Raw genomic sequence first — 17494 nt, forward strand, 5'->3', positions numbered from 1 at the left:
TCTTGATTTTCTATAAAATGTTTTTCAGCATTGTTTGGGGTACGACGGATGATCTGTAAATACATCATCCTAAAGTTGGACGTTCATCGCATCAATCTGATTTCATTATATCAGCGATGTGATCATTGACGTATCCGTGCTTTAAGGAACATCAAGCATCATAAACATGTCAATCTCCTCCTTTTCTCATTCCTGTTTTAGTTCATATATTTTAGTTGCTTCTGTTTCATTTCTTCATAAAATGCTTCAACTTCTTGTTCGTAAAGTACGGTCTCCATGTCCTTGTATTTACGCTTGATCGTCAATGTCATAAAAAATAAATGGATTGTCATATACGCTCATTTCCCTTCAGTCCGCTTCACGCGAAACAGCCCGCAAAGCTTCTTTATCAGTTGACCTGCTTCTAACACTTAGTATACGGCGGCTCATTAAAAATTCTTTCGAAAAATGAACAAGTATATTTGCATGTGGAAAGCAAAGCGGTAGACCGGTATTTCGGGGTGTGATACAATTTTGACACACAGAATCTGCTTTAAGTCAGATCTGCTTATTAAGAAATGGTTTTCTAGGGTTCCGTGCGGGTGGCGCAGTCTGGACCGAGAGAAAACACATAGGGTCTAGACAATAGACCGTATGGACACGGAGGGATAAAAGCCCGGGAGATTTGATCAAACGATCGATTTCCGGGCTTTTTTTATTGCTTGGAATCGTTCAGAAAGGAAGAGAATCGGATGAAATGGGGAAATGTATTGATTGCAGCCATCTTTGAAGTTGGCTGGGTGATGGGGTTGAAATATGCTGACTCTTTATTGGAATGGGCCGCAACCATCGTTTGTATTGTCGTGAGCTTTTATTTACTCCTGAAAGCCACGACTGTACTGCCAGTTGGCACACTTTATGCCGTTTTCACCGGACTTGGGACAGCAGGTACTGTCATAGTAGGTATGGTACTGGGAGAGCCAGTACAGCTAGTGAAATTACTTTTAATCATGTTGCTTTTAAGTGGTGTATTAGGGCTTAAACTAACCACAGGTGAAAAGAAAGGAGAGACTGAATCATGAGCTGGCTTTTACTCATTGGTGCAGGCATTTTAGAAATGCTTTGTGTCACCATGATGAATCAATTCCAGAAAGACCGGCATGTCAAATGGATTTTATTCATTGCAGCTGGATTTTCGCTGTCCTTTCTCATGCTCTCTCTTGCGATGAATACAATTCCGATGGGAACGGCATACGCCATTTGGACTGGCATTGGAGCTGCTGGAGGAGCCATTGTCGGCATGCTGTTTTACGGTGAGTCGAAGGACGCAAAACGTATATTCTTTATCGCACTGATTTTATCTGCGGCGGTCGGGTTAAAAATCATTGAATAAGAAAAGGCTGTCATCTGTCTGCCAGCCTCAGCATGTAGACAAACCCACACATTCTTTGTCAGGCCTGCAATGGTTTTCTATCACGCTGAAAAAGAAGAAAAAGGGCTAAAATAAAAATCATTTTAGCCCTTTTTTGTTACATCGAATGATGATTGGAATCGTTTTCATTTTTGCGGTAAAGCTGACTCACTAGAAGAAAACAGACACCAAATGTGAGCAAAGGAATGAGTCTCTCACCGGCCATAAAAAGATAAATACCTGTGATCAGACATACGATGCCGAGCCAAAAGCTCACTTTACCAAACAAAGTCATGCTTTTCATCTCCATCACTCCTTTTGTGATAAAAGGTCTACTCACATTATATCACGCTAGGTGCAGAATTGAATGAATATTCAATAAAAAATGGACTCTTCATTGCTTTTTCTCTTTCCAGTCCAGTATAATATTTCATTAGAATGAAAACGCAAATGAGGTCATGATACATGAGAACATTGATTACAGAAAAACTTGAATTACACAGACAAAAGCACGAGCAAAAAGGCAGATTACTTGTCAGCTGCCCAGATCAGCCTGGTATTGTATCAGCTGTTTCTTCCTTTTTATTTGAGCACGGAGCGAACATCATTGAATCGAGCCAATACACAACCGATCATGAAAGCGGCCGGTTCTTTTTAAGAATTGAATTTGATTGGAAAGACATCTCGGCGAATATGGATCAATTGAAAAATAGTTTTGAGCCAATCGCAGCATCATTTAAAATGACGTGGAGCATGTCGCGTGCAAGTGAGCTTAAAAAGCTGGCAATCTTTGTCTCAAAAGAGCTTCATTGTCTGCATGAGCTGCTGTGGGAATGGCAAAGCGGAAATTTAATGGCTGAAATCGCAGTTGTGATCAGCAATCATGAAACGGCAAAAGATACAGTAGAAGCGCTTGGAATCCCATTCCATTTTGTAAAGGCGAACAAAGACATTCGTAAAGAAGCTGAAAAAGAGCAGCTCGCCTTATTAGAAGAGTACGACATTGATGTGGTTGTGCTTGCTAGATACATGCAAATTTTAACGCCTGGATTCATTGAAGAGCATCCGAACAAAATCATTAATATTCATCATTCCTTCCTGCCAGCGTTTATTGGTGCAAACCCATACAAGCGGGCATATGAGCGGGGAGTCAAATTAATTGGTGCGACTTCTCATTATGTCACCAATGATTTAGACGAAGGCCCGATCATTGAACAGGATATTGAGCGGGTCGATCACCGGGATGATGCGGAAGCCCTAAAAAATATTGGCCGGACAATTGAGCGCAGTGTGCTTGCACGTGCTGTCAAATGGCACCTTGAAGATCGCATTATTGTTCATGAGAATAAAACGATTGTCTTTAATTGACCGCTTGACTTTTCTTTAGCAATTGGTGATAATATAAAAAAATTAACGAGCGTTGAAAAGGAATAGTAAGCAGGAACTGATGCGTAAAGAGAGCAAATGATGTGCTGAAACATTTGCCGCAGACAGCTGCTGAACCTGCCCTTTGAGCCTTAGAGGAAAAATCTAAGCGCGTGCCTGGCGTTACAGGAGTTGAGTGGAATAAGCAGATCGCATGCTTATTCAATGAAGGTGGTACCACGGAAAATCCCTTTTCGTCCTTTACATAAGGAGAAATAGGGATTTTTTTGTGCCTAATGGTATAGCGGAGGGAATCAAGGATGAAAAAGCAAAGGATCGTCATAAAAATTGGCAGCAGTTCATTAACAGAGCAAAAAGGAGCCATTGATGAACAAAAGATGCAGGATCATGTAAGAGCCATAGCAAAGCTCAAAGAAGCAGGTCATGAAATCATTTTAATTTCATCAGGAGCCGTTGCAGCAGGATTTGGCAGTTTAGGCTATCCATCAAGACCTGTGACCTTAAAGGGGAAACAGGCAGCTGCCGCCGTTGGACAGGGTTTGTTAATGCAGAAATATACAGAGCTTTTTTCACAGTTTCATATGACACCTGCTCAAATGCTTTTAACACGTAATGACTTTTCAGATCGAACAAGATATCGAAATGCGTACGCAACGATGATGGAGCTGCTTGAAAGAAAAATCTTGCCGATCATAAACGAAAATGATTCAGTCTCCATCGAGGAGCTTACCTTTGGGGATAATGACATGCTGTCAGCTCTTGTCAGTGGATTAATCCATGCAGACCAATTGATCATATTAACAGACATCAATGGCATTTATGATGCAAATCCAAATGAGCATCCTGAGGCGAAGCGATTTGATGTCCTGACCCACATTTCAGAAGAATTGTTTTCATATGCAAAGAGCACCGGTTCAAAGGTTGGAACAGGCGGAATGAAATCGAAGCTCTCAGCTGCACAAACGGCACTTTCACTTGGCGTGAAAGTCTTCATTGGCACAGGCACTGGGGAAGACAAGCTGCTTCGCATACTTGCGGGTCAAGGCGACGGAACGTATATCGGTGAACAGGATTTATCAGCTGTGAACAACCGCCGTCAATGGATTCAATTCCACTCACCGGTCTCTGGGAAGATCATGATTGATGCAGGAGCGGAAGCGGCGATTTTGCATAATGGCAGAAGCCTTCTTCCGGCAGGAGTTATTGATGTCGCTGGTGACTTTTCTAAAGGAGAAGTCGTAGAAGTCGTCGGTCCAAACGGATTAGTTGGTAAGGGACAAACCTTGTACGCCTCCGATGAGCTTCTCGGCATTAAAGGAATGCGAAGTGACGAGCTTGCAAAAGAGAAGCCTGAGGTCATACACCGAGATCACTGGGTACAGCATGTACAAAACTGAGGAGGGAATACGATGAATGAAGTTCTTGAAAAAGCAAAAAAAGCAAGTGCAGCCAAAGATCAGCTGCTTCTAAAAACGACGGAACAAAAAAATGCTGCCCTGCACGCCATTGCCAGTGCACTAAAAGCATCTTCAGCTTATTTAATAGAAGAGAACCAAAAAGATGTTCAGGCTGCTGAGGAAAAGCAGTTCACGCCATCTGTCATTGACCGGATTACACTCACGGAAGAGAGAATTGAAGCCATTGCAGATGCGACCCTTCAACTCATTCAGCTAAAAGATCCAATTGGTGAAACGTTAGAAACCATTCAGAAAGAAAACGGTCTGTTCATCGAAAAGGTTCGTGTACCGCTTGGAACGGTTGGAATGATTTATGAAGCAAGACCAAACGTGACAGTCGATGCTGCGACCCTTTGCTTGAAAACTGGGAATGCTGTGATTCTGCGCGGAAGCTCCTCTGCTATTCATAGTAATAAAGCAATTGTAAAGGTGATTCATGAAGCGCTTCATACGACGGATATTCCAGTAGACAGTGTGCAATTGATTGAAGACACAGGCCGTGAAACGGCGAAAACGCTGTTCACTTTAAATGAATACCTGGATGTCCTCATTCCGCGCGGCGGGAAGAATTTAATTGATCTTGTAGTGAGAGAGTCAACTGTGCCGGTGCTTGAGACAGGTGCAGGAAATTGTCATATCTACATTGATGAAACAGCGAAAAACGAAATGGCTGAGCGGATTGTGCTGAATGCCAAAACTCAAAGACCTTCTGTTTGTAATGCAATCGAGAGCATTGTCATTCAAAAAAAATGGGCAAACAACTACGGTGCTTCTTTATTTGAAGCCCTTCAATCCAATGGGGTAGAAATACGCGGTGATGAAGCCGTTTGTGCGCTTGCTCCTAGTGCTGCATTAGCGACAACTGAGGACTATGCAACGGAGTTTTTAGCACCGATCGTCAGTATTAAAATTGTAGAAAACATAGAACAAGCGATTCAGCATATTCAAACATATAGCTCTAAGCACTCTGAGGCGATCATTACGGAAAACGATGAGCATGCAGCCCTTTTCTTAACAGCTGTCGATGCTGCCGCTGTTTATCATAATGCCTCTACTCGTTTCACAGATGGCTTTGAATTTGGCTATGGAGCGGAAATAGGTATTAGTACGCAAAAACTTCATGCAAGAGGGCCAATGGGTCTGCCAGCCTTAACGTCTGAAAAATTTGTCATTCGTGGTCAAGGACAAATAAGAGAATAACGAATTTAAAAGAGAGTCTTGTGACAACAGGCTCTCTTTTTCCTTTCATTTTTGTATTTCTCCGGTCAAGTATGATAAAATATGGTAATGTTTTATATTTTGAGAAGATTGGAGAAGGCAACGTATGGCGAAAATCATTCCCTCTTCGGATATTGGAGTGAAAATCAACAAGTGGTATGAATTAATCCGCAGATTTGATTCCGAACAAGCAGAACAGTTAAAGCAGGAAATTCGCACCTCTCTTGATTCAATGGAAGAAGATCAGAATTTGCTTCTCTATTTTTCTTTAATGGAATTTAGGCATGAGGTCATGCTCGATTATTTAAAGCCATTAAAGGAAGGAAAGCTTCGCGCCAACTTTTCCGAGCTTTCGAAAGAAATAGATGAGCATCAAACGCATGTCACAGGCATGCTTGAATACTACTATCATTTTTTTAGAGGCATGTATGAATTCGGGCGGAGGGAGTATATTGCTGCCATATCGTCTTATCAAAAGGCAGAGCATAAGCTTTCTTTTGTATCAGATGATATTGAACGTGCGGAATTTCATTTTAAAATGTCAGAAATATATTATCACATGAAACAAACTCATATCTCGATGCACCATGCTAAACTAGCGCTGGATGTTTATGTTCAGCATGAACTGTATGCGCTTCGCACGATTCAGTGTGAATTTATTGTGGCCGGTAACTACGATGATATGAGAAGGCATGAAAAAGCATTACCACATCTCGAAAGAGCACTTGCGAGATCAAGAGAGTTTCAAAATGTGCGTTTTATTGCCTCCTCTTTGTTTAATATGGGCAACAGTTATTACCGAATGGGAGACTTGGGCCGCGCACTCGAATTAATGAAAGAATCCATCTCGTTATTTGATCAAAATCAATCCGATCATCTTCGTCGATCTATAGACCCTCTTTATACAGCCGCTCAGATATTATACAAACAAGGAAAACACGAAGAAGCATTACACTACAGAGAAGAATGTATGAAGAGAGCAGAAGCTCTTCAAGATGACATTCATATTCAGAAAACCATATTTCTAGAAGCATTGTATTTAAGACAAGATGCTGAGCATATTAAACGGATTTTCCATTTTTTAGAGTCTGCCTATGCATATCCAGATATAGAGGAGCTGGCATTAGATACCGCAAAGTATTATAATGAAATGGGGGATTATGAAAAATCTTCCATGTTCTATGGGGAAGCGGAACATGCTCGAATCTATATTCAGAGAGGGGATTGTTTATATGAATTTTAAAAAATGGGCAGTCGTCTGTACAAGTATCACCATTATGGCATTGTGGCTGGCAGCAGCAAATGCCGACCCAGATAACAGAAACCATACGCTAGAACAACCGAATCCGCAGCATGACACGATCTAAAAGCCCTTTTTAAAGGGCTTTTTTTACTGCCTAACAATTTCCGGACATACTCATAAAAAGGGTTCAGGCAGGAAAACTTAAAAAAGAGTATTTATTGATTGACTCTGTAATTTAAATTGTGTACAATTCAATTGTAGAAAACATTATTGGAGAGAAAGAGGGTTATATTCATGTCAGACGTTTTATTTACAGCAACGGTATCAGCTGTCGGAGGAAGAGAAGGAAAGGTTGTTTCAACAGATGGTGTACTTGAACATGATGTAGCAATGCCTGGAACACCAAGAGCAAAAAAACTTGAAAAAGCAACAAATCCAGAGCAATTATTCGCAGCAGGCTACTCTGCATGTTTTGATTCAGCCCTTCAAATGGTAGCAAGACAAGAGCGTATTCGCTTTGAAAGTGAAGTTACAGCACATGTCAGCTTATTAAAAGACAGTTCAGATGGCGGCTTCAAACTAGGCGTTCAATTAGAGGTAAAAGGAACTGGCATTGAGCAGTCAGCATTAGAAGAACTTGTTCATAAAGCACACGGCGTTTGCCCATATTCAAAAGCAACTCAAGGAAACATCGAAGTAGAACTAGTAGCTGTCGCACAATAATAGACATTATAAAAGGCTGAGGGAACATTCCCTCAGCCTTTTGATTGTGTTAAATTTTGCAAAAGCTCATGTAAAGAGGCACGCAGTGTTTTTAGCTCTTCTTCCGATCTGCCTGTCCCAGTCAGCATGTGAGACGGAATCGCAGTGGCCTTTTCTTTTAGCTGCTCTCCATATTCCGTTAAACGAATTTGTACAGACCGCTCATCCTCTTTCGAACGTTCTCGGATAATGAGTCCATTTTGCTCCATTCGTTTCAGCATGGGCGTGAGTGTACCGGAGTCTAAATAGAGAAGCTCTCCCATCGTTTTCACATTTAATGTTCCATGCTCCCACAATAAAAGCAGTGCCAAATATTGCGGGTACGTAATATTTAATTCTTCTAACAACGGTTTATACTGCTTCGTCATCTCTCGTGAACTTGCATATAACAAGAAACAAAGCTGATTTTCCAGCTTCATATGTTCAAATTCATTTGTCATGTCAGTCACCAACTATTTTTTGTCATACTTATCATTGTATAAGATTTTCTTCCTTTTTAAAATAAATACAGACGAAAAATGAAAAATTCTTCAATGTGCGATAAATGTTTGAGAAATGAATAGAACGTGAAAAGGATCAATAGATGAAGGAGGAGATGAAGATGAAACCATTATTCACAGCAAAAGTAAAGGCGCAGCATGGAAGAGCTGGACATGTTCGTTCAGAGGATGGTGTGCTCGACCATAACATTGTCATGCCTAACGCAAAGAAAGATGGAGAGACTGGTACAAACCCAGAGCAATTATTTGCAGCAGGCTATGCAGCTTGTTTCGGAGGAGCACTTGAGCACGTAGCGAAGAAGCAAGGGACAGAAATAGAATCGGAAGTAGAAGGACATGTCAGTCTTTTAAAAGATGAAAGCGACGGCGGCTTTAAGCTTGGCGTAAAGCTGATTGTGTCTGCGAAAGGTCATGATCATGACAAAGTGAAAGAGCTTGTCCATGCTGCCCATGAATTCTGTCCATATTCAAAAGCAACAAGAGGGAACATTGAAGTAGAGCTTGAAGTGACGGAGTAATAGTAGAAGACACCTGCTTACGAGCGGTGTCTCAGCGTGTAGACAAACCCTCGCATTCTTTGTCAGGTCTGGGCTCCGGTGCTAGACTGCAAAGGTTTTCTATCACGCTGAAAAGAAGACAAAGGGCTAAAATAAAGATCATTTTAGCCCTTTGTCAACAATCCGCAACACCTGCTTACCGCAGGTGTCTTTTTTTAATATTCTTTCTTTTTATCGTATGCTTCCCATGCTTCAAATGGCGCAAGGGTTTTTTGAGGTGTCAGTTTGTAAAATGGTATATTTCTTGATTCGTATTCTTTGTTGATTTCTTCATAAATAAATGAGTCATCAAAACCAGAATCCGCTGCATCCTGATGTCCAGCAGCAAAATACACAGCTTTTGGTCTAGCCCAGTAAATAGCGCCAAGGCACATCGGACAAGGCTCGCAGCTTGTGTATAGAATGCAATCTTCCAATTGGTATGTATGTAGAGTTTGGCACGCTTTGCGAATGGCTGTGACTTCTGCATGTGCGGTTGGATCGTTACTTGTTGTCACGTTGTTGCTGCCCTCTGCAATAATCTGACCATCCTTGACAATGACTGCTCCAAAAGGGCCGCCAGTACCACTATTGACTCCTTCTACTGCAAGATCAATTGCGCGTTGTAAAAAATCTTCGTGATTCATTGTCTTCCTCCCTTTGTTCGACTGACTTCTCTAGTATAAACGAATCATGCTAGAAAAGAAATCATCATAGTAGGAGATCGAACAGGCCAATTTGCGCATAAAAAACCCCTGCCGAGTTCAGCAGGGGAGAGACATTCAATTAAGCGTGCTGCGCCAGCTTTTTACGAGCGACTTCAGCAGCTGTGACCATGTTTTTCAAAGCAGCAATGGTTTCAGGCTCTTGTCTAGTTTTTAGACCACAATCCGGATTCACCCAGAAGCGATCTGTTGGACAAACGTTCAGCGCATCATCAATAATTTCGCTCATTTCTTCAACAGATGGAACACGCGGGCTATGGATGTCATAAACGCCTAGTCCAAGGCCTTTCAAATACGGGTGTTTTTCTAAGTAATCGAGGAATCCGCCATGACTGCGTGAATGTTCAATTGTAATCACGTCAGCATCCAAGTCTTCGATTGTATCGACAATATCCTCGAAGTTACTGTAGCACATATGTGTATGAATTTGTGTTTCATTTTGAACGGATGATGTGGATAAACGGAATGACTCTGCTGCCCAGTTTAAATATTCTGCCCAATCACTTTCTTTGAGCGGAAGTCCTTCTCTTAGCGCAGGCTCATCCACTTGGATCACTTGAATACCAGCTGCTTCTAAAGCTTCTACCTCTTTACGCAAAGCGAAAGCGATTTGGAAAGCAATGTCTTTGCGAGAGATATCCGTTCTTGGGAAAGACCAGTTTAAGATGGTAACAGGTCCTGTCAGCATTCCCTTGACTTTTTTCTTTGTTAAACTTTGTGCGTAAACCGTCTCTTTCACTGTCATTGGCTCTGTAAACTCTACATCTCCATAAATGATTGGCGGCTTCACGCAGCGTGATCCATAGGATTGAACCCAAGCAAATTTTGTAAAGGCAAATCCGGCTAGCTTCTCGCCGAAGTATTCAACCATGTCTGTACGTTCAAATTCCCCATGTACGAGCACATCCAGACCAATTTCTTCTTGAATATCAATCCATCGTTTTGTTTCTTTCTTAATAAACTCATCATACTCTGCATCTGTCCACTCATTTTTGCGCCACTTTTGACGAGCACTGCGCACTTCGGCAGACTGTGGGAAACTGCCAATTGTTGTTGTTGGTAGAAGCGGCAGTTCAAGAGATTCGTTTTGGATACGAAGGCGTTCTTCAAAGGCAGCTGGACGTTTAAAATCTTTCGATGAAAGATTGTTGCGTTCCGCTGTTAGATCCGCATTTGTTCCTTTTGCGAACTCTTTTAAGGTAAGAAGTGCTTGTGCTGCTTCGTTAATATCAGAATCAATGGCAGTTGCTCCTTTTGTTAAACCTTCTTTTAGCAGTGTTAATTCAGCCAGCTTTTCAGTAGCATAAGACAGTCCGTTTAATAGTTTTTCTTCAAGCTGTTCGCTTGGGTGTTTGGCAACTGGCACATGCAGCAAGCTGCTTGATGGCTGCAGCCATACTTCTTTCGGCTGGACGTCAGCAATGACTTCAGAAATAAAGGATAATCTTTCGCAAAGGTCTGATCTCCAAATATTTCTTCCATCAATGACGCCTGCTGCTAAAATTTTATCTTTCGGGAAGCCGTGCTTTTTCACTTGGTCAAGGTTGCGCCCTTGATCATGGACAAAATCAAGACCAATTGCTTCAACAGGATATGTGACAAGCTCTTCATACGCATCTACTGAATCAAAGTATGTTTGAAGAAGAATGTTCAACCCAGGTACGGCTTCTTTGATCGTTTGATAGATTTCTTTTACGGCTTTTACGTCTTCACTTGAAGCTGTGACAAGTGCAGGTTCATCAATTTGAACCCATTTGACGCCTGCTTCTTTAAGTTCTTTTAAAAGCTGAGTATAAAGCGGCACTAGACGCTGCTGGATTTCTTTTACTTCATTTGCTTCATAACCTTTAGAAAGTGAGACAAATGTATATAGACCAAGTACAACCGGTTTTGTTTCAACACCAAACGCCTTTTTCACCTTTTCGTAAGCTTCAAGCGGTTTATTGTGTGTGAGTTTAAATTCTGTGCTTTTTTCGTATTCTGGAACGATGTAGTGATAGTTTGTATTAAACCATTTTGTCATTTCACTTGAGACGGCATCTTTTGTTCCTCTTGCCATCGCGAAGTATGTATCTAGCGGGTCTTTTAAGCTGCGGAAGCGCTCTGGAATCCAATTGAACATAACAGCGGTATCCAGCACGTGATCATAGAAGGTAAAGTCTCCAGAAGGAACAACATCAATTTGTTGATCGATTTGTGTTTTAATGGCAGTTAAAAATTGTTCATCCAGTGTGCTTAAGAGGGTTTCGCGGTCTGTTTGACCTTTCCAGTAAGACTCAAGTGCTTTTTTCCATTCTCTGTTTAAACCAATTCGCGGAAATCCTAGATTACTTGTTTTAACAATTGTCAATTCCAATTCCTCCTCTAAATATAAAAAGACATTTACGCTCATGATCATGATTGATGAGGTAAATGTCTGGTTTAAAAGACAAAATGTGTGTGCGAAATAAGGCGTGAGTATCACTGACGCTTTTTCGACATCTCCTATCAACCGTAGGGGGTTTGATGTGATAGAGCGGCTGGTATCCTGGCTGGTGAATCTGCAAGCTTTTCATCCTTCCCATCCTCATGACAGTGGATTTCTGAGAAAAGCTCTCCTCACTCACAGTGGCGGGACCGCGCCGGATTTTCACCGGTCTTCCCAATTAAAATTCGACGTGTAATCGAATTACCGACTCTCAAACTATGAATTTATTGTGTTCGATTATATAACGTTCACTTCATTTCGTCAAAGTAAATTTTGAATAATTTTAATTAAAAAAATCCTGAGAAAATTCTATCTTTTCTCAGGACCTCTATTTAAGCTATAGAGATAAAAGATCTGCTTCCAATGTTTTTTCTAAAAGGACATCAGGCGCAGTTAAATATAAAAATCCATTCCCTACAAGGGCTTTCGACTGCTTTAATGGAAGGGTTCTTCTGACAAGTTGAGCATAAACCTCAGGCTCTGTCAGCTTGCGCTGGAACGCTTCTTCTTCAGCATTTTTAATAATGGCTAGTGCACCGCTTACGTGAGGGGCAGCCATTGAAGTCCCTGTGAGCCTGCCATATTTATGGTTAGGGAGAGTGGATAAAATGTCTTCTCCTGGAGCGACGAGGTCGATTTCTTTATTGGCGTTAGAAAATTCAGAGGATTCTCTAGCAAGGGAAACAGAACCGACGGCAATGACTTCATTGTATGCTGCTGGGTAGGAGAACTCTTCCGTACGCTCGTCCCCGTCCCCTTCATTTCCTGCTGCGCACACAACAAGCACACCGCTTTTTACTGCATTTTGAATGGCTTCCTGCAGGGCAGGCTCATTGCTTGGACCACCGAGAGACATAGAGATAATATCCACCTTCTGCTCTGCGGCATAGTTGATGCCATCAATGATCCACTCATATTTTCCGCTGCCATTTTCACCGCCAAGAACTTTCACGATGAGAAGCTTGGCTTCAGGGGCAACCCCTAAAATTCCGCCATTTTGATCTGTTGCGGCAATCGTTCCTGCTACATGGGTACCATGCCCATTATAGTCTTTTACATTTTCAGCATCTCCATCGTCATCATCGGTAAAGTTCTTCCCACCGATAATCTGATCTTTTAAGTCGGGATGCTCTGTGTCACAGCCTGTATCAAGGACAGCAATGGTTATGCCTTTTCCTTTGAAGCCACTTGACCAAAGTTCGGGTGCTTTAATCTCCTGAATACTTTCCGGCGTCTCTTTCGCTTCCATCACATTGGCTTTTACTTCATACGGAATTAAGCGAATTTCACCTTTCATAAGAAAGCCCTCCTTATTTTGTTTTCAAAGTAGATTCAGGCTGCATAATGTTATTGTATAAAAGAAACTTTTGATCGGAAAGGGTCAATTGTAATAATTTTTCAAATAATCAATCTATTATCAAAAGTGCAGTTCTCCTCACATATTGACGAAAGAGCTCACCTTTTGAAGAAAACTCTTGATATCATATGAAAAAGAAGGAAAAGCTGCATAGTGAGGTTGCACCTGTACAGATGAAAATGGGTGAATAGAACTAAAAGAGGCAGACTAAAAAATAATGAGATGAAGTAACAAATTGAGAAGAAGGCTCAAGTTAAATGTTTTTTCTCAAAAATAATTCCCTCCATAAAAAAATAGATGTGAAGATTGTGACTGTTCCAAATAAGAAAGGCAACATATAATAATGGAAAGACAAGCTTGCCTTTTAGATAGGAGAGATAGAGATGAACAAAGGGAAGATACTCGTAGTCGAAGATGAAAAGAAAATCGCAAGGGTGCTGTCACTTGAGCTTGAATATGAAGGATATGAGGTGACAGTCAAAGAGACAGGAATAGACGGGCTTCAGGCTCTTGAAGAAGATAGCTTCGATTTGGTGCTGCTTGACGTCATGCTTCCAGAGTTAAGCGGTCTTGAAGTGCTGAGAAGGGTTCGGAAGACAAATACAGCGACACCTATTATTTTGATTACAGCAAGGGGAAGTGTTCCTGATAAAGTAAGCGGGCTCGATCTTGGGGCGAATGATTATATAACAAAACCTTTTGACATAGAAGAATTATTAGCACGAATTCGTGCACAGCTAAGGTTGAATATACATGCACAAGAAGAAAAGGAGACAGAGCTGAGCATAGCAGACTTAACGGTCAACGAGAAAACAAGAGAAATACAAAGGGCTGGGCAAATGCTTGAACTCACACCGAGAGAATATGACCTGCTTGTTCACTTACTGAACCATCAGCAGCAAGTGCTCACAAGAGATCAGCTTTTAACAGCGGTTTGGGGTTTTGATTATTTCGGTGATACAAACGTGGTAGATGTCTATATTCGTTATTTAAGGAAAAAAATCGATTACCCATTCGAAAAACAGCTGATTCACACAGTGAGAGGTGTGGGTTATGTGATGAAAGGATAAAGAATGAGATTAAAAAATAAGATTCAGCTTTATACGTCGTTGTCTTTGTTTTTAATGGTGCTCTTGTTTCATACAGCCATTTATTTTATTTTTTCGATGACCTTGACGCAAAAAGATATGTCCCGCTTGTCTGAGGTGGCTGAAAATATTGCGATTGCTTTAAAAAAATCAGAGGAAGAGGGTCTTCCGTCCTCGGAGCTGCTGAAGGCGTACCTGCCTCAAAATGGTATGATCCGTGTCGTGACAGAAACGGGAGAGTCAAAACTGACTGTCACAAAGGAATCAACGTTTAGCTCACTTCCGTTTACATACGAATCTGGCCAGACAGCAGAAATCAAAGAATACAATAAGCATATGATTGCGTTCGCTGCTATTCCGGTCATTTGGACAAATGGTGAGATTATGTCGCTTCAAGTATATGAAGAAATCGAAAATACGGAAGAGAACTTAGCGTTATTAAAAATGATTTTAATCGCTACCGGCGTTTTGTTTATTGTGCTTTCCTATTTTGCAGGCCACGTTTTAACAAAGCAAATTGTCAGGCCGATTAGCAGAATGACGAGTACCATGAAGGCAAGTATGAAAGAGAAGGCGTTTAAACGAATTGAATTAACAGGCGATTCAAAGGATGAACTATATCAAATGGGACAAACCTTTAATGAAATGTCCGAGATTCTCGAGAAGCATTATGAAAAAGAACAGCAATTTTTGCATGATGCCTCCCATGAATTGAAGACACCGATTACCGTCATTATGAGCTACAGCAATTTACTCAAACGCTGGGGGCAAACACGTCCAGAGGTTGTAGAAGAATCCTCTCAAGCGATTCATGATGAAGCGAAAAAAATGAAAAGACTGACAGATCAATTACTGACATTGGCGAAAAACGGCCAGCCGTTATACTTGGATATGAAGCCGGTTGATCTTGGTCATTTGTGCAAGCAGCTATGTCATACACTTGAAGTGGCCACCAATCGAACGATTCAATCTCATGTGCAGACAGATCAGCCGCTGATCGCAGAAGGAGACGAAGAGAAAATCAAACAGCTTTTGACTATCTTAATTGATAATGCGGTCAAATATAGCAGAGAGCCAGTTGATGTGACCTGCGGATGGGCAGGAGACAAGCCATTTATTTCAGTGATTGATCAAGGAATTGGCATAAAAGAAGAGGATCTGCCGAAAATCTTTGACCGCTTTTTCCGTGTGGATGAAGCGAGAAACAGTGAGACGGGCGGAACCGGGCTCGGTCTTTCAATTGCGAAGCAAATTGCAGAAGAACATGAAGCCGAGCTGAAGGTAGACAGCCGTATCGGCGAAGGAACAGCCATGACCATTCTTTTTCAGAAATAAATGGGTCTTTTCTCATCAATTTCTCATTTCCTCCTTATAAAATAGGAAATAGGAAGGAGGCGCTGCATGTCTAGAAAAACGAAAATGGTGCTTGCGCTCGCAGGATGTCTTGTGATTCTTGCGGCCTTTGCAATGCTCATGATCCAAACCATTGATCAAAAAATATTAAGTGAAGCAGAAATGAAAAAAATGATCTCAAAAGACTATAATGGAAACATTACACATATTGATTTAATCAATCATAAACAGGACTACACAATGACGCTCGAAAATGCAAATGGCATCTATCAAATCATTGCATCTTCTGCAAGCGGTCAAATGAAAGAAATTAGACAGTTAAAAAGCTATCAGAAGCCAAATGAAAAAAATGCTGAGCTCCAGGCAGAAGAGGCGGCTGTTAAAAAGGTGAGCGGAACCGTCATTCAAAAAAAGGAGACGTCAGATCGTTTCATTTTTACCATCCAATCAAAAAAAGAATTGTATCAAGTTGAGGTCGGCAAACAGTCATTTAAGGTGCTTGAAGCAGAAAAGAAAAAACCAACCTCTAAAGAAAAGAAGCTCACGAAAATCACCGTCGAGGAAGCTATCCAAATTGCCGTCAAAGAAGTTGGCGGAACAGTGGATGATGCTGATCTTGAAACATTCAGCGGTATGCTCGTATTTGAGGTGGAGCTGGATTTGCCTGACGGCAGAGAGGCAGAGGTGCTTGTGAACGCCTATACAGGAGACATTGAGGGCATTACGTACGAAAACTAATCCTTTTCTCATGATATTCTCATGTTTCTTTCCTTCCTTTATCATCTTGTTTTCTTAAGATATAGAAGAAATCAAACAGAGGAGGAAATGAACATGATGAAAAAAGTACTAGTAGCTACAGCATTAACGGGAACTCTTGTCGCAGGTGGTTTCACACTTCAAGCGCAAAATACAAATCAAACAGCAAACGCCGAGCAAGTCGTGCAAAAGAAATCGTCATTTGTTTCAAAGAAACAAGCTGAAAAAGCAGCCTTAAAAGTGGTGAAAGGCTATGTGGATGATGTGGATCTTGAGCGTAAAAAAGGAAAATGGGTGTATGAGGTCGAGATCAAAAAAGGCGGCTTTGAATATAAAGTATATGTCGATGCAAAAACTGGAAAAGCGTTGAATGATCCAGTCAAAGAAAAGAAACAGAACGTGAAGATCACGAAAAAACAGGCTGAAAAAATGGCTCTTGCAAAAGTAAAAGGCACAGTCACTGATTCTGATCTAGATAAAGAAAATGGTGTGTACATTTACGAAATTGAAATCACAACACCAAGCGGCGAGGAAGTTGATTTTGAGATTTCTGCTAAAACAGGCAAAATCCTGAAGCAAGAGTGGGATGATTAAGCTATGACCAAACCTTACACTTTCATGTGTAAGGTTTTTTCATTGGGACAAACTACGGGAAAGGAGGCGAGAGAATATGAAGAAAAAAGAAGAAGAGCAAACAATGGATCACGCGGAATACGTTCCGCATCCTGATGGAGAAGGATATGCTTTGTTTTTGCATGATTCCTTTCATCTCCTCTCCCAAGAGGATATGAATCAGCCGGAAGAGGAATAAAAAGACATGAAAAGGGCGATGGCTGAGCTGTTTATCGCTCTTTTTTTGAAAAGTAAGCGAATACATAAGGATACTTGGCATCTTGCTTATTGACATCATTCCGCTTTTTCTGTAATCTCAGTGTGTTAACAATATGAGACTTCGTTAGGTGAGGCTCCTGTATGGAGATACGCTGCTGCCCAAAAATGTCCAAAGACGCCAATGGGTCAACAGAAATCATCGACATAAGGTGATTTTTAATGCAGCTGGATTTGATCCTATGCCATACAGTGCTAAAGCTCTACGATTGAAGGAGCAAGTGTTTATTTTGTCATGCTTACAAAGCGCCTTCATTCGGTTGAAGGTGCTTTTTTATGAGAAAAGGAGGTGTGGGGATGGATCATCCCGATTCGAGACACATAAAGAGTATGTCAAAAGATCAGATTGACGCATCAGACAGAGGAGA

Annotated in this window: 20 protein-coding genes, 3 riboswitches and 1 other annotated feature; of the genes, 14 read left to right on the top strand and 6 right to left on the bottom strand. The window is 41.2% G+C overall.

The genetic code is table 11. The features are described from left to right. Nucleotides 1-197 precede the first annotated feature (197 nt). Entirely contained in the window at nucleotides 198-332 is a 135-nt protein-coding gene (locus tag H7F25_RS05120; RefSeq protein ID WP_073204910.1) for a YrzI family small protein, read from the bottom strand. 222 nt (nucleotides 333-554) lie between these two features. After that, nucleotides 555-664, top strand: a riboswitch (guanidine-I (ykkC/yxkD leader). Between the two features lie 67 nt (nucleotides 665-731). Here H7F25_RS05120 and H7F25_RS05125 point away from each other — a divergent pair. Continuing rightward, nucleotides 732-1061, top strand: coding sequence for a DMT family transporter (locus H7F25_RS05125; RefSeq protein ID WP_034623384.1), 330 nt, complete (start codon nucleotides 732-734; stop codon nucleotides 1059-1061). After that, a complete protein-coding gene (locus H7F25_RS05130) occupies nucleotides 1058-1372 on the top strand; it encodes a DMT family transporter (protein ID WP_024424636.1) in 315 nt (104 codons plus the stop codon). Before H7F25_RS05125 ends, H7F25_RS05130 begins: the two co-directional genes overlap by 4 nt. A 136-nt stretch (nucleotides 1373-1508) precedes the next feature. Here H7F25_RS05130 and H7F25_RS05135 read toward each other — a convergent pair whose 3' ends face one another. Beyond that, nucleotides 1509-1694 (bottom strand): hypothetical protein, encoded by a 186-nt coding sequence (locus tag H7F25_RS05135; protein ID WP_024424637.1) that lies wholly within the window; start codon nucleotides 1692-1694, stop codon nucleotides 1509-1511. A gap of 161 nt (nucleotides 1695-1855) precedes the next feature. Between H7F25_RS05135 and purU the strand changes: the two genes are divergently transcribed. The 6 genes from purU (at nucleotide 1856) to H7F25_RS05165 (ending at nucleotide 7417) form a co-directional block, all read left to right on the top strand. Further along, a complete protein-coding gene (gene purU, locus H7F25_RS05140) occupies nucleotides 1856-2758 on the top strand; it encodes a formyltetrahydrofolate deformylase (protein ID WP_185854359.1) in 903 nt (300 codons plus the stop codon). Between the two features lie 43 nt (nucleotides 2759-2801). Next, nucleotides 2802-3020: a binding site (T-box leader), on the top strand. Between the two features lie 55 nt (nucleotides 3021-3075). After that, complete coding sequence (gene proB / locus H7F25_RS05145; protein WP_024424639.1) at nucleotides 3076-4173, top strand: glutamate 5-kinase; 1098 nt, start codon at nucleotides 3076-3078, stop codon at nucleotides 4171-4173. Nucleotides 4174-4185: 12 nt separating this feature from the next. Then, complete coding sequence (locus H7F25_RS05150; RefSeq protein ID WP_151039379.1) at nucleotides 4186-5433, top strand: glutamate-5-semialdehyde dehydrogenase; 1248 nt, start codon at nucleotides 4186-4188, stop codon at nucleotides 5431-5433. Nucleotides 5434-5557: 124 nt separating this feature from the next. Next, entirely contained in the window at nucleotides 5558-6694 is a 1137-nt protein-coding gene (locus H7F25_RS05155; RefSeq protein ID WP_024426809.1) for a Rap family tetratricopeptide repeat protein, read from the top strand. Beyond that, nucleotides 6684-6818 carry a hypothetical protein gene (locus H7F25_RS05160; RefSeq protein WP_024424642.1) on the top strand — a complete coding sequence of 45 codons (135 nt, stop codon included), beginning with the start codon at nucleotides 6684-6686 and terminating at the stop codon, nucleotides 6816-6818. The genes H7F25_RS05155 and H7F25_RS05160 overlap by 11 nt, the downstream gene beginning before the upstream one ends. A 170-nt stretch (nucleotides 6819-6988) precedes the next feature. Then, on the top strand, nucleotides 6989-7417 hold the full coding sequence (locus H7F25_RS05165; protein ID WP_024424643.1) for an organic hydroperoxide resistance protein: 429 nt from the start codon (nucleotides 6989-6991) through the stop codon (nucleotides 7415-7417). Nucleotides 7418-7449: 32 nt separating this feature from the next. Here the strand turns inward: H7F25_RS05165 and H7F25_RS05170 are convergent, their stop codons facing one another. After that, the gene (locus tag H7F25_RS05170) at nucleotides 7450-7896 is read right to left on the bottom strand and encodes a MarR family winged helix-turn-helix transcriptional regulator (RefSeq protein WP_024424644.1); all 447 of its coding nucleotides are present in this window, start codon (nucleotides 7894-7896) and stop codon (nucleotides 7450-7452) included. 161 nt (nucleotides 7897-8057) lie between these two features. On the opposite strand from H7F25_RS05170, the gene H7F25_RS05175 reads away from it, so the two are divergent. After that, nucleotides 8058-8474 carry an organic hydroperoxide resistance protein OhrB gene (locus H7F25_RS05175; protein ID WP_122631237.1) on the top strand — a complete coding sequence of 139 codons (417 nt, stop codon included), beginning with the start codon at nucleotides 8058-8060 and terminating at the stop codon, nucleotides 8472-8474. A gap of 194 nt (nucleotides 8475-8668) precedes the next feature. On the opposite strand, the gene H7F25_RS05180 is transcribed toward H7F25_RS05175, so the two are convergent. The 3 genes from H7F25_RS05180 to H7F25_RS05190 form a co-directional block, all read right to left on the bottom strand. After that, nucleotides 8669-9139, bottom strand: a complete 471-nt coding sequence (locus H7F25_RS05180) for a guanine deaminase (protein WP_024424646.1) — start codon at nucleotides 9137-9139, stop codon at nucleotides 8669-8671. Between the two features lie 139 nt (nucleotides 9140-9278). Further along, nucleotides 9279-11567 carry a 5-methyltetrahydropteroyltriglutamate--homocysteine S-methyltransferase gene (metE, locus tag H7F25_RS05185; RefSeq protein WP_185854360.1) on the bottom strand — a complete coding sequence of 763 codons (2289 nt, stop codon included), beginning with the start codon at nucleotides 11565-11567 and terminating at the stop codon, nucleotides 9279-9281. 149 nt (nucleotides 11568-11716) lie between these two features. Continuing rightward, a riboswitch (cobalamin riboswitch) is annotated at nucleotides 11717-11908 on the bottom strand. A gap of 113 nt (nucleotides 11909-12021) precedes the next feature. Next, the gene (locus H7F25_RS05190) at nucleotides 12022-12981 is read right to left on the bottom strand and encodes a S8 family peptidase (RefSeq protein WP_024424648.1); all 960 of its coding nucleotides are present in this window, start codon (nucleotides 12979-12981) and stop codon (nucleotides 12022-12024) included. 443 nt (nucleotides 12982-13424) lie between these two features. Here H7F25_RS05190 and H7F25_RS05195 point away from each other — a divergent pair, with 443 nt between their 5' ends. The 5 genes from H7F25_RS05195 (at nucleotide 13425) to H7F25_RS05215 (ending at nucleotide 17049) form a co-directional block, all read left to right on the top strand. Then, nucleotides 13425-14111, top strand: coding sequence for a response regulator transcription factor (locus tag H7F25_RS05195; RefSeq protein ID WP_024424649.1), 687 nt, complete (start codon nucleotides 13425-13427; stop codon nucleotides 14109-14111). A 3-nt stretch (nucleotides 14112-14114) separates the two neighbouring features. Further along, the gene (locus H7F25_RS05200; protein WP_056766267.1) at nucleotides 14115-15464 is read left to right on the top strand and encodes an ATP-binding protein; all 1350 of its coding nucleotides are present in this window, start codon (nucleotides 14115-14117) and stop codon (nucleotides 15462-15464) included. Between the two features lie 66 nt (nucleotides 15465-15530). Then, nucleotides 15531-16220: a PepSY domain-containing protein gene (locus tag H7F25_RS05205; RefSeq protein WP_024424651.1), complete on the top strand. Its 690-nt coding sequence runs from the start codon at nucleotides 15531-15533 to the stop codon at nucleotides 16218-16220. 93 nt (nucleotides 16221-16313) lie between these two features. Continuing rightward, entirely contained in the window at nucleotides 16314-16832 is a 519-nt protein-coding gene (locus H7F25_RS05210) for a PepSY domain-containing protein (protein WP_122631240.1), read from the top strand. 76 nt (nucleotides 16833-16908) lie between these two features. Next, on the top strand, nucleotides 16909-17049 hold the full coding sequence (locus H7F25_RS05215) for a hypothetical protein (protein WP_003212346.1): 141 nt from the start codon (nucleotides 16909-16911) through the stop codon (nucleotides 17047-17049). 133 nt (nucleotides 17050-17182) lie between these two features. Then, nucleotides 17183-17347, top strand: a riboswitch (M-box (ykoK) riboswitch). The last annotated feature ends 147 nt before the right edge of the window (nucleotides 17348-17494 follow it).

The sequence above is a fragment of the Bacillus sp. PAMC28571 genome, from assembly GCF_014250435.1.
Taxonomy (GTDB): domain Bacteria; phylum Bacillota; class Bacilli; order Bacillales; family Bacillaceae; genus Bacillus; species Bacillus safensis.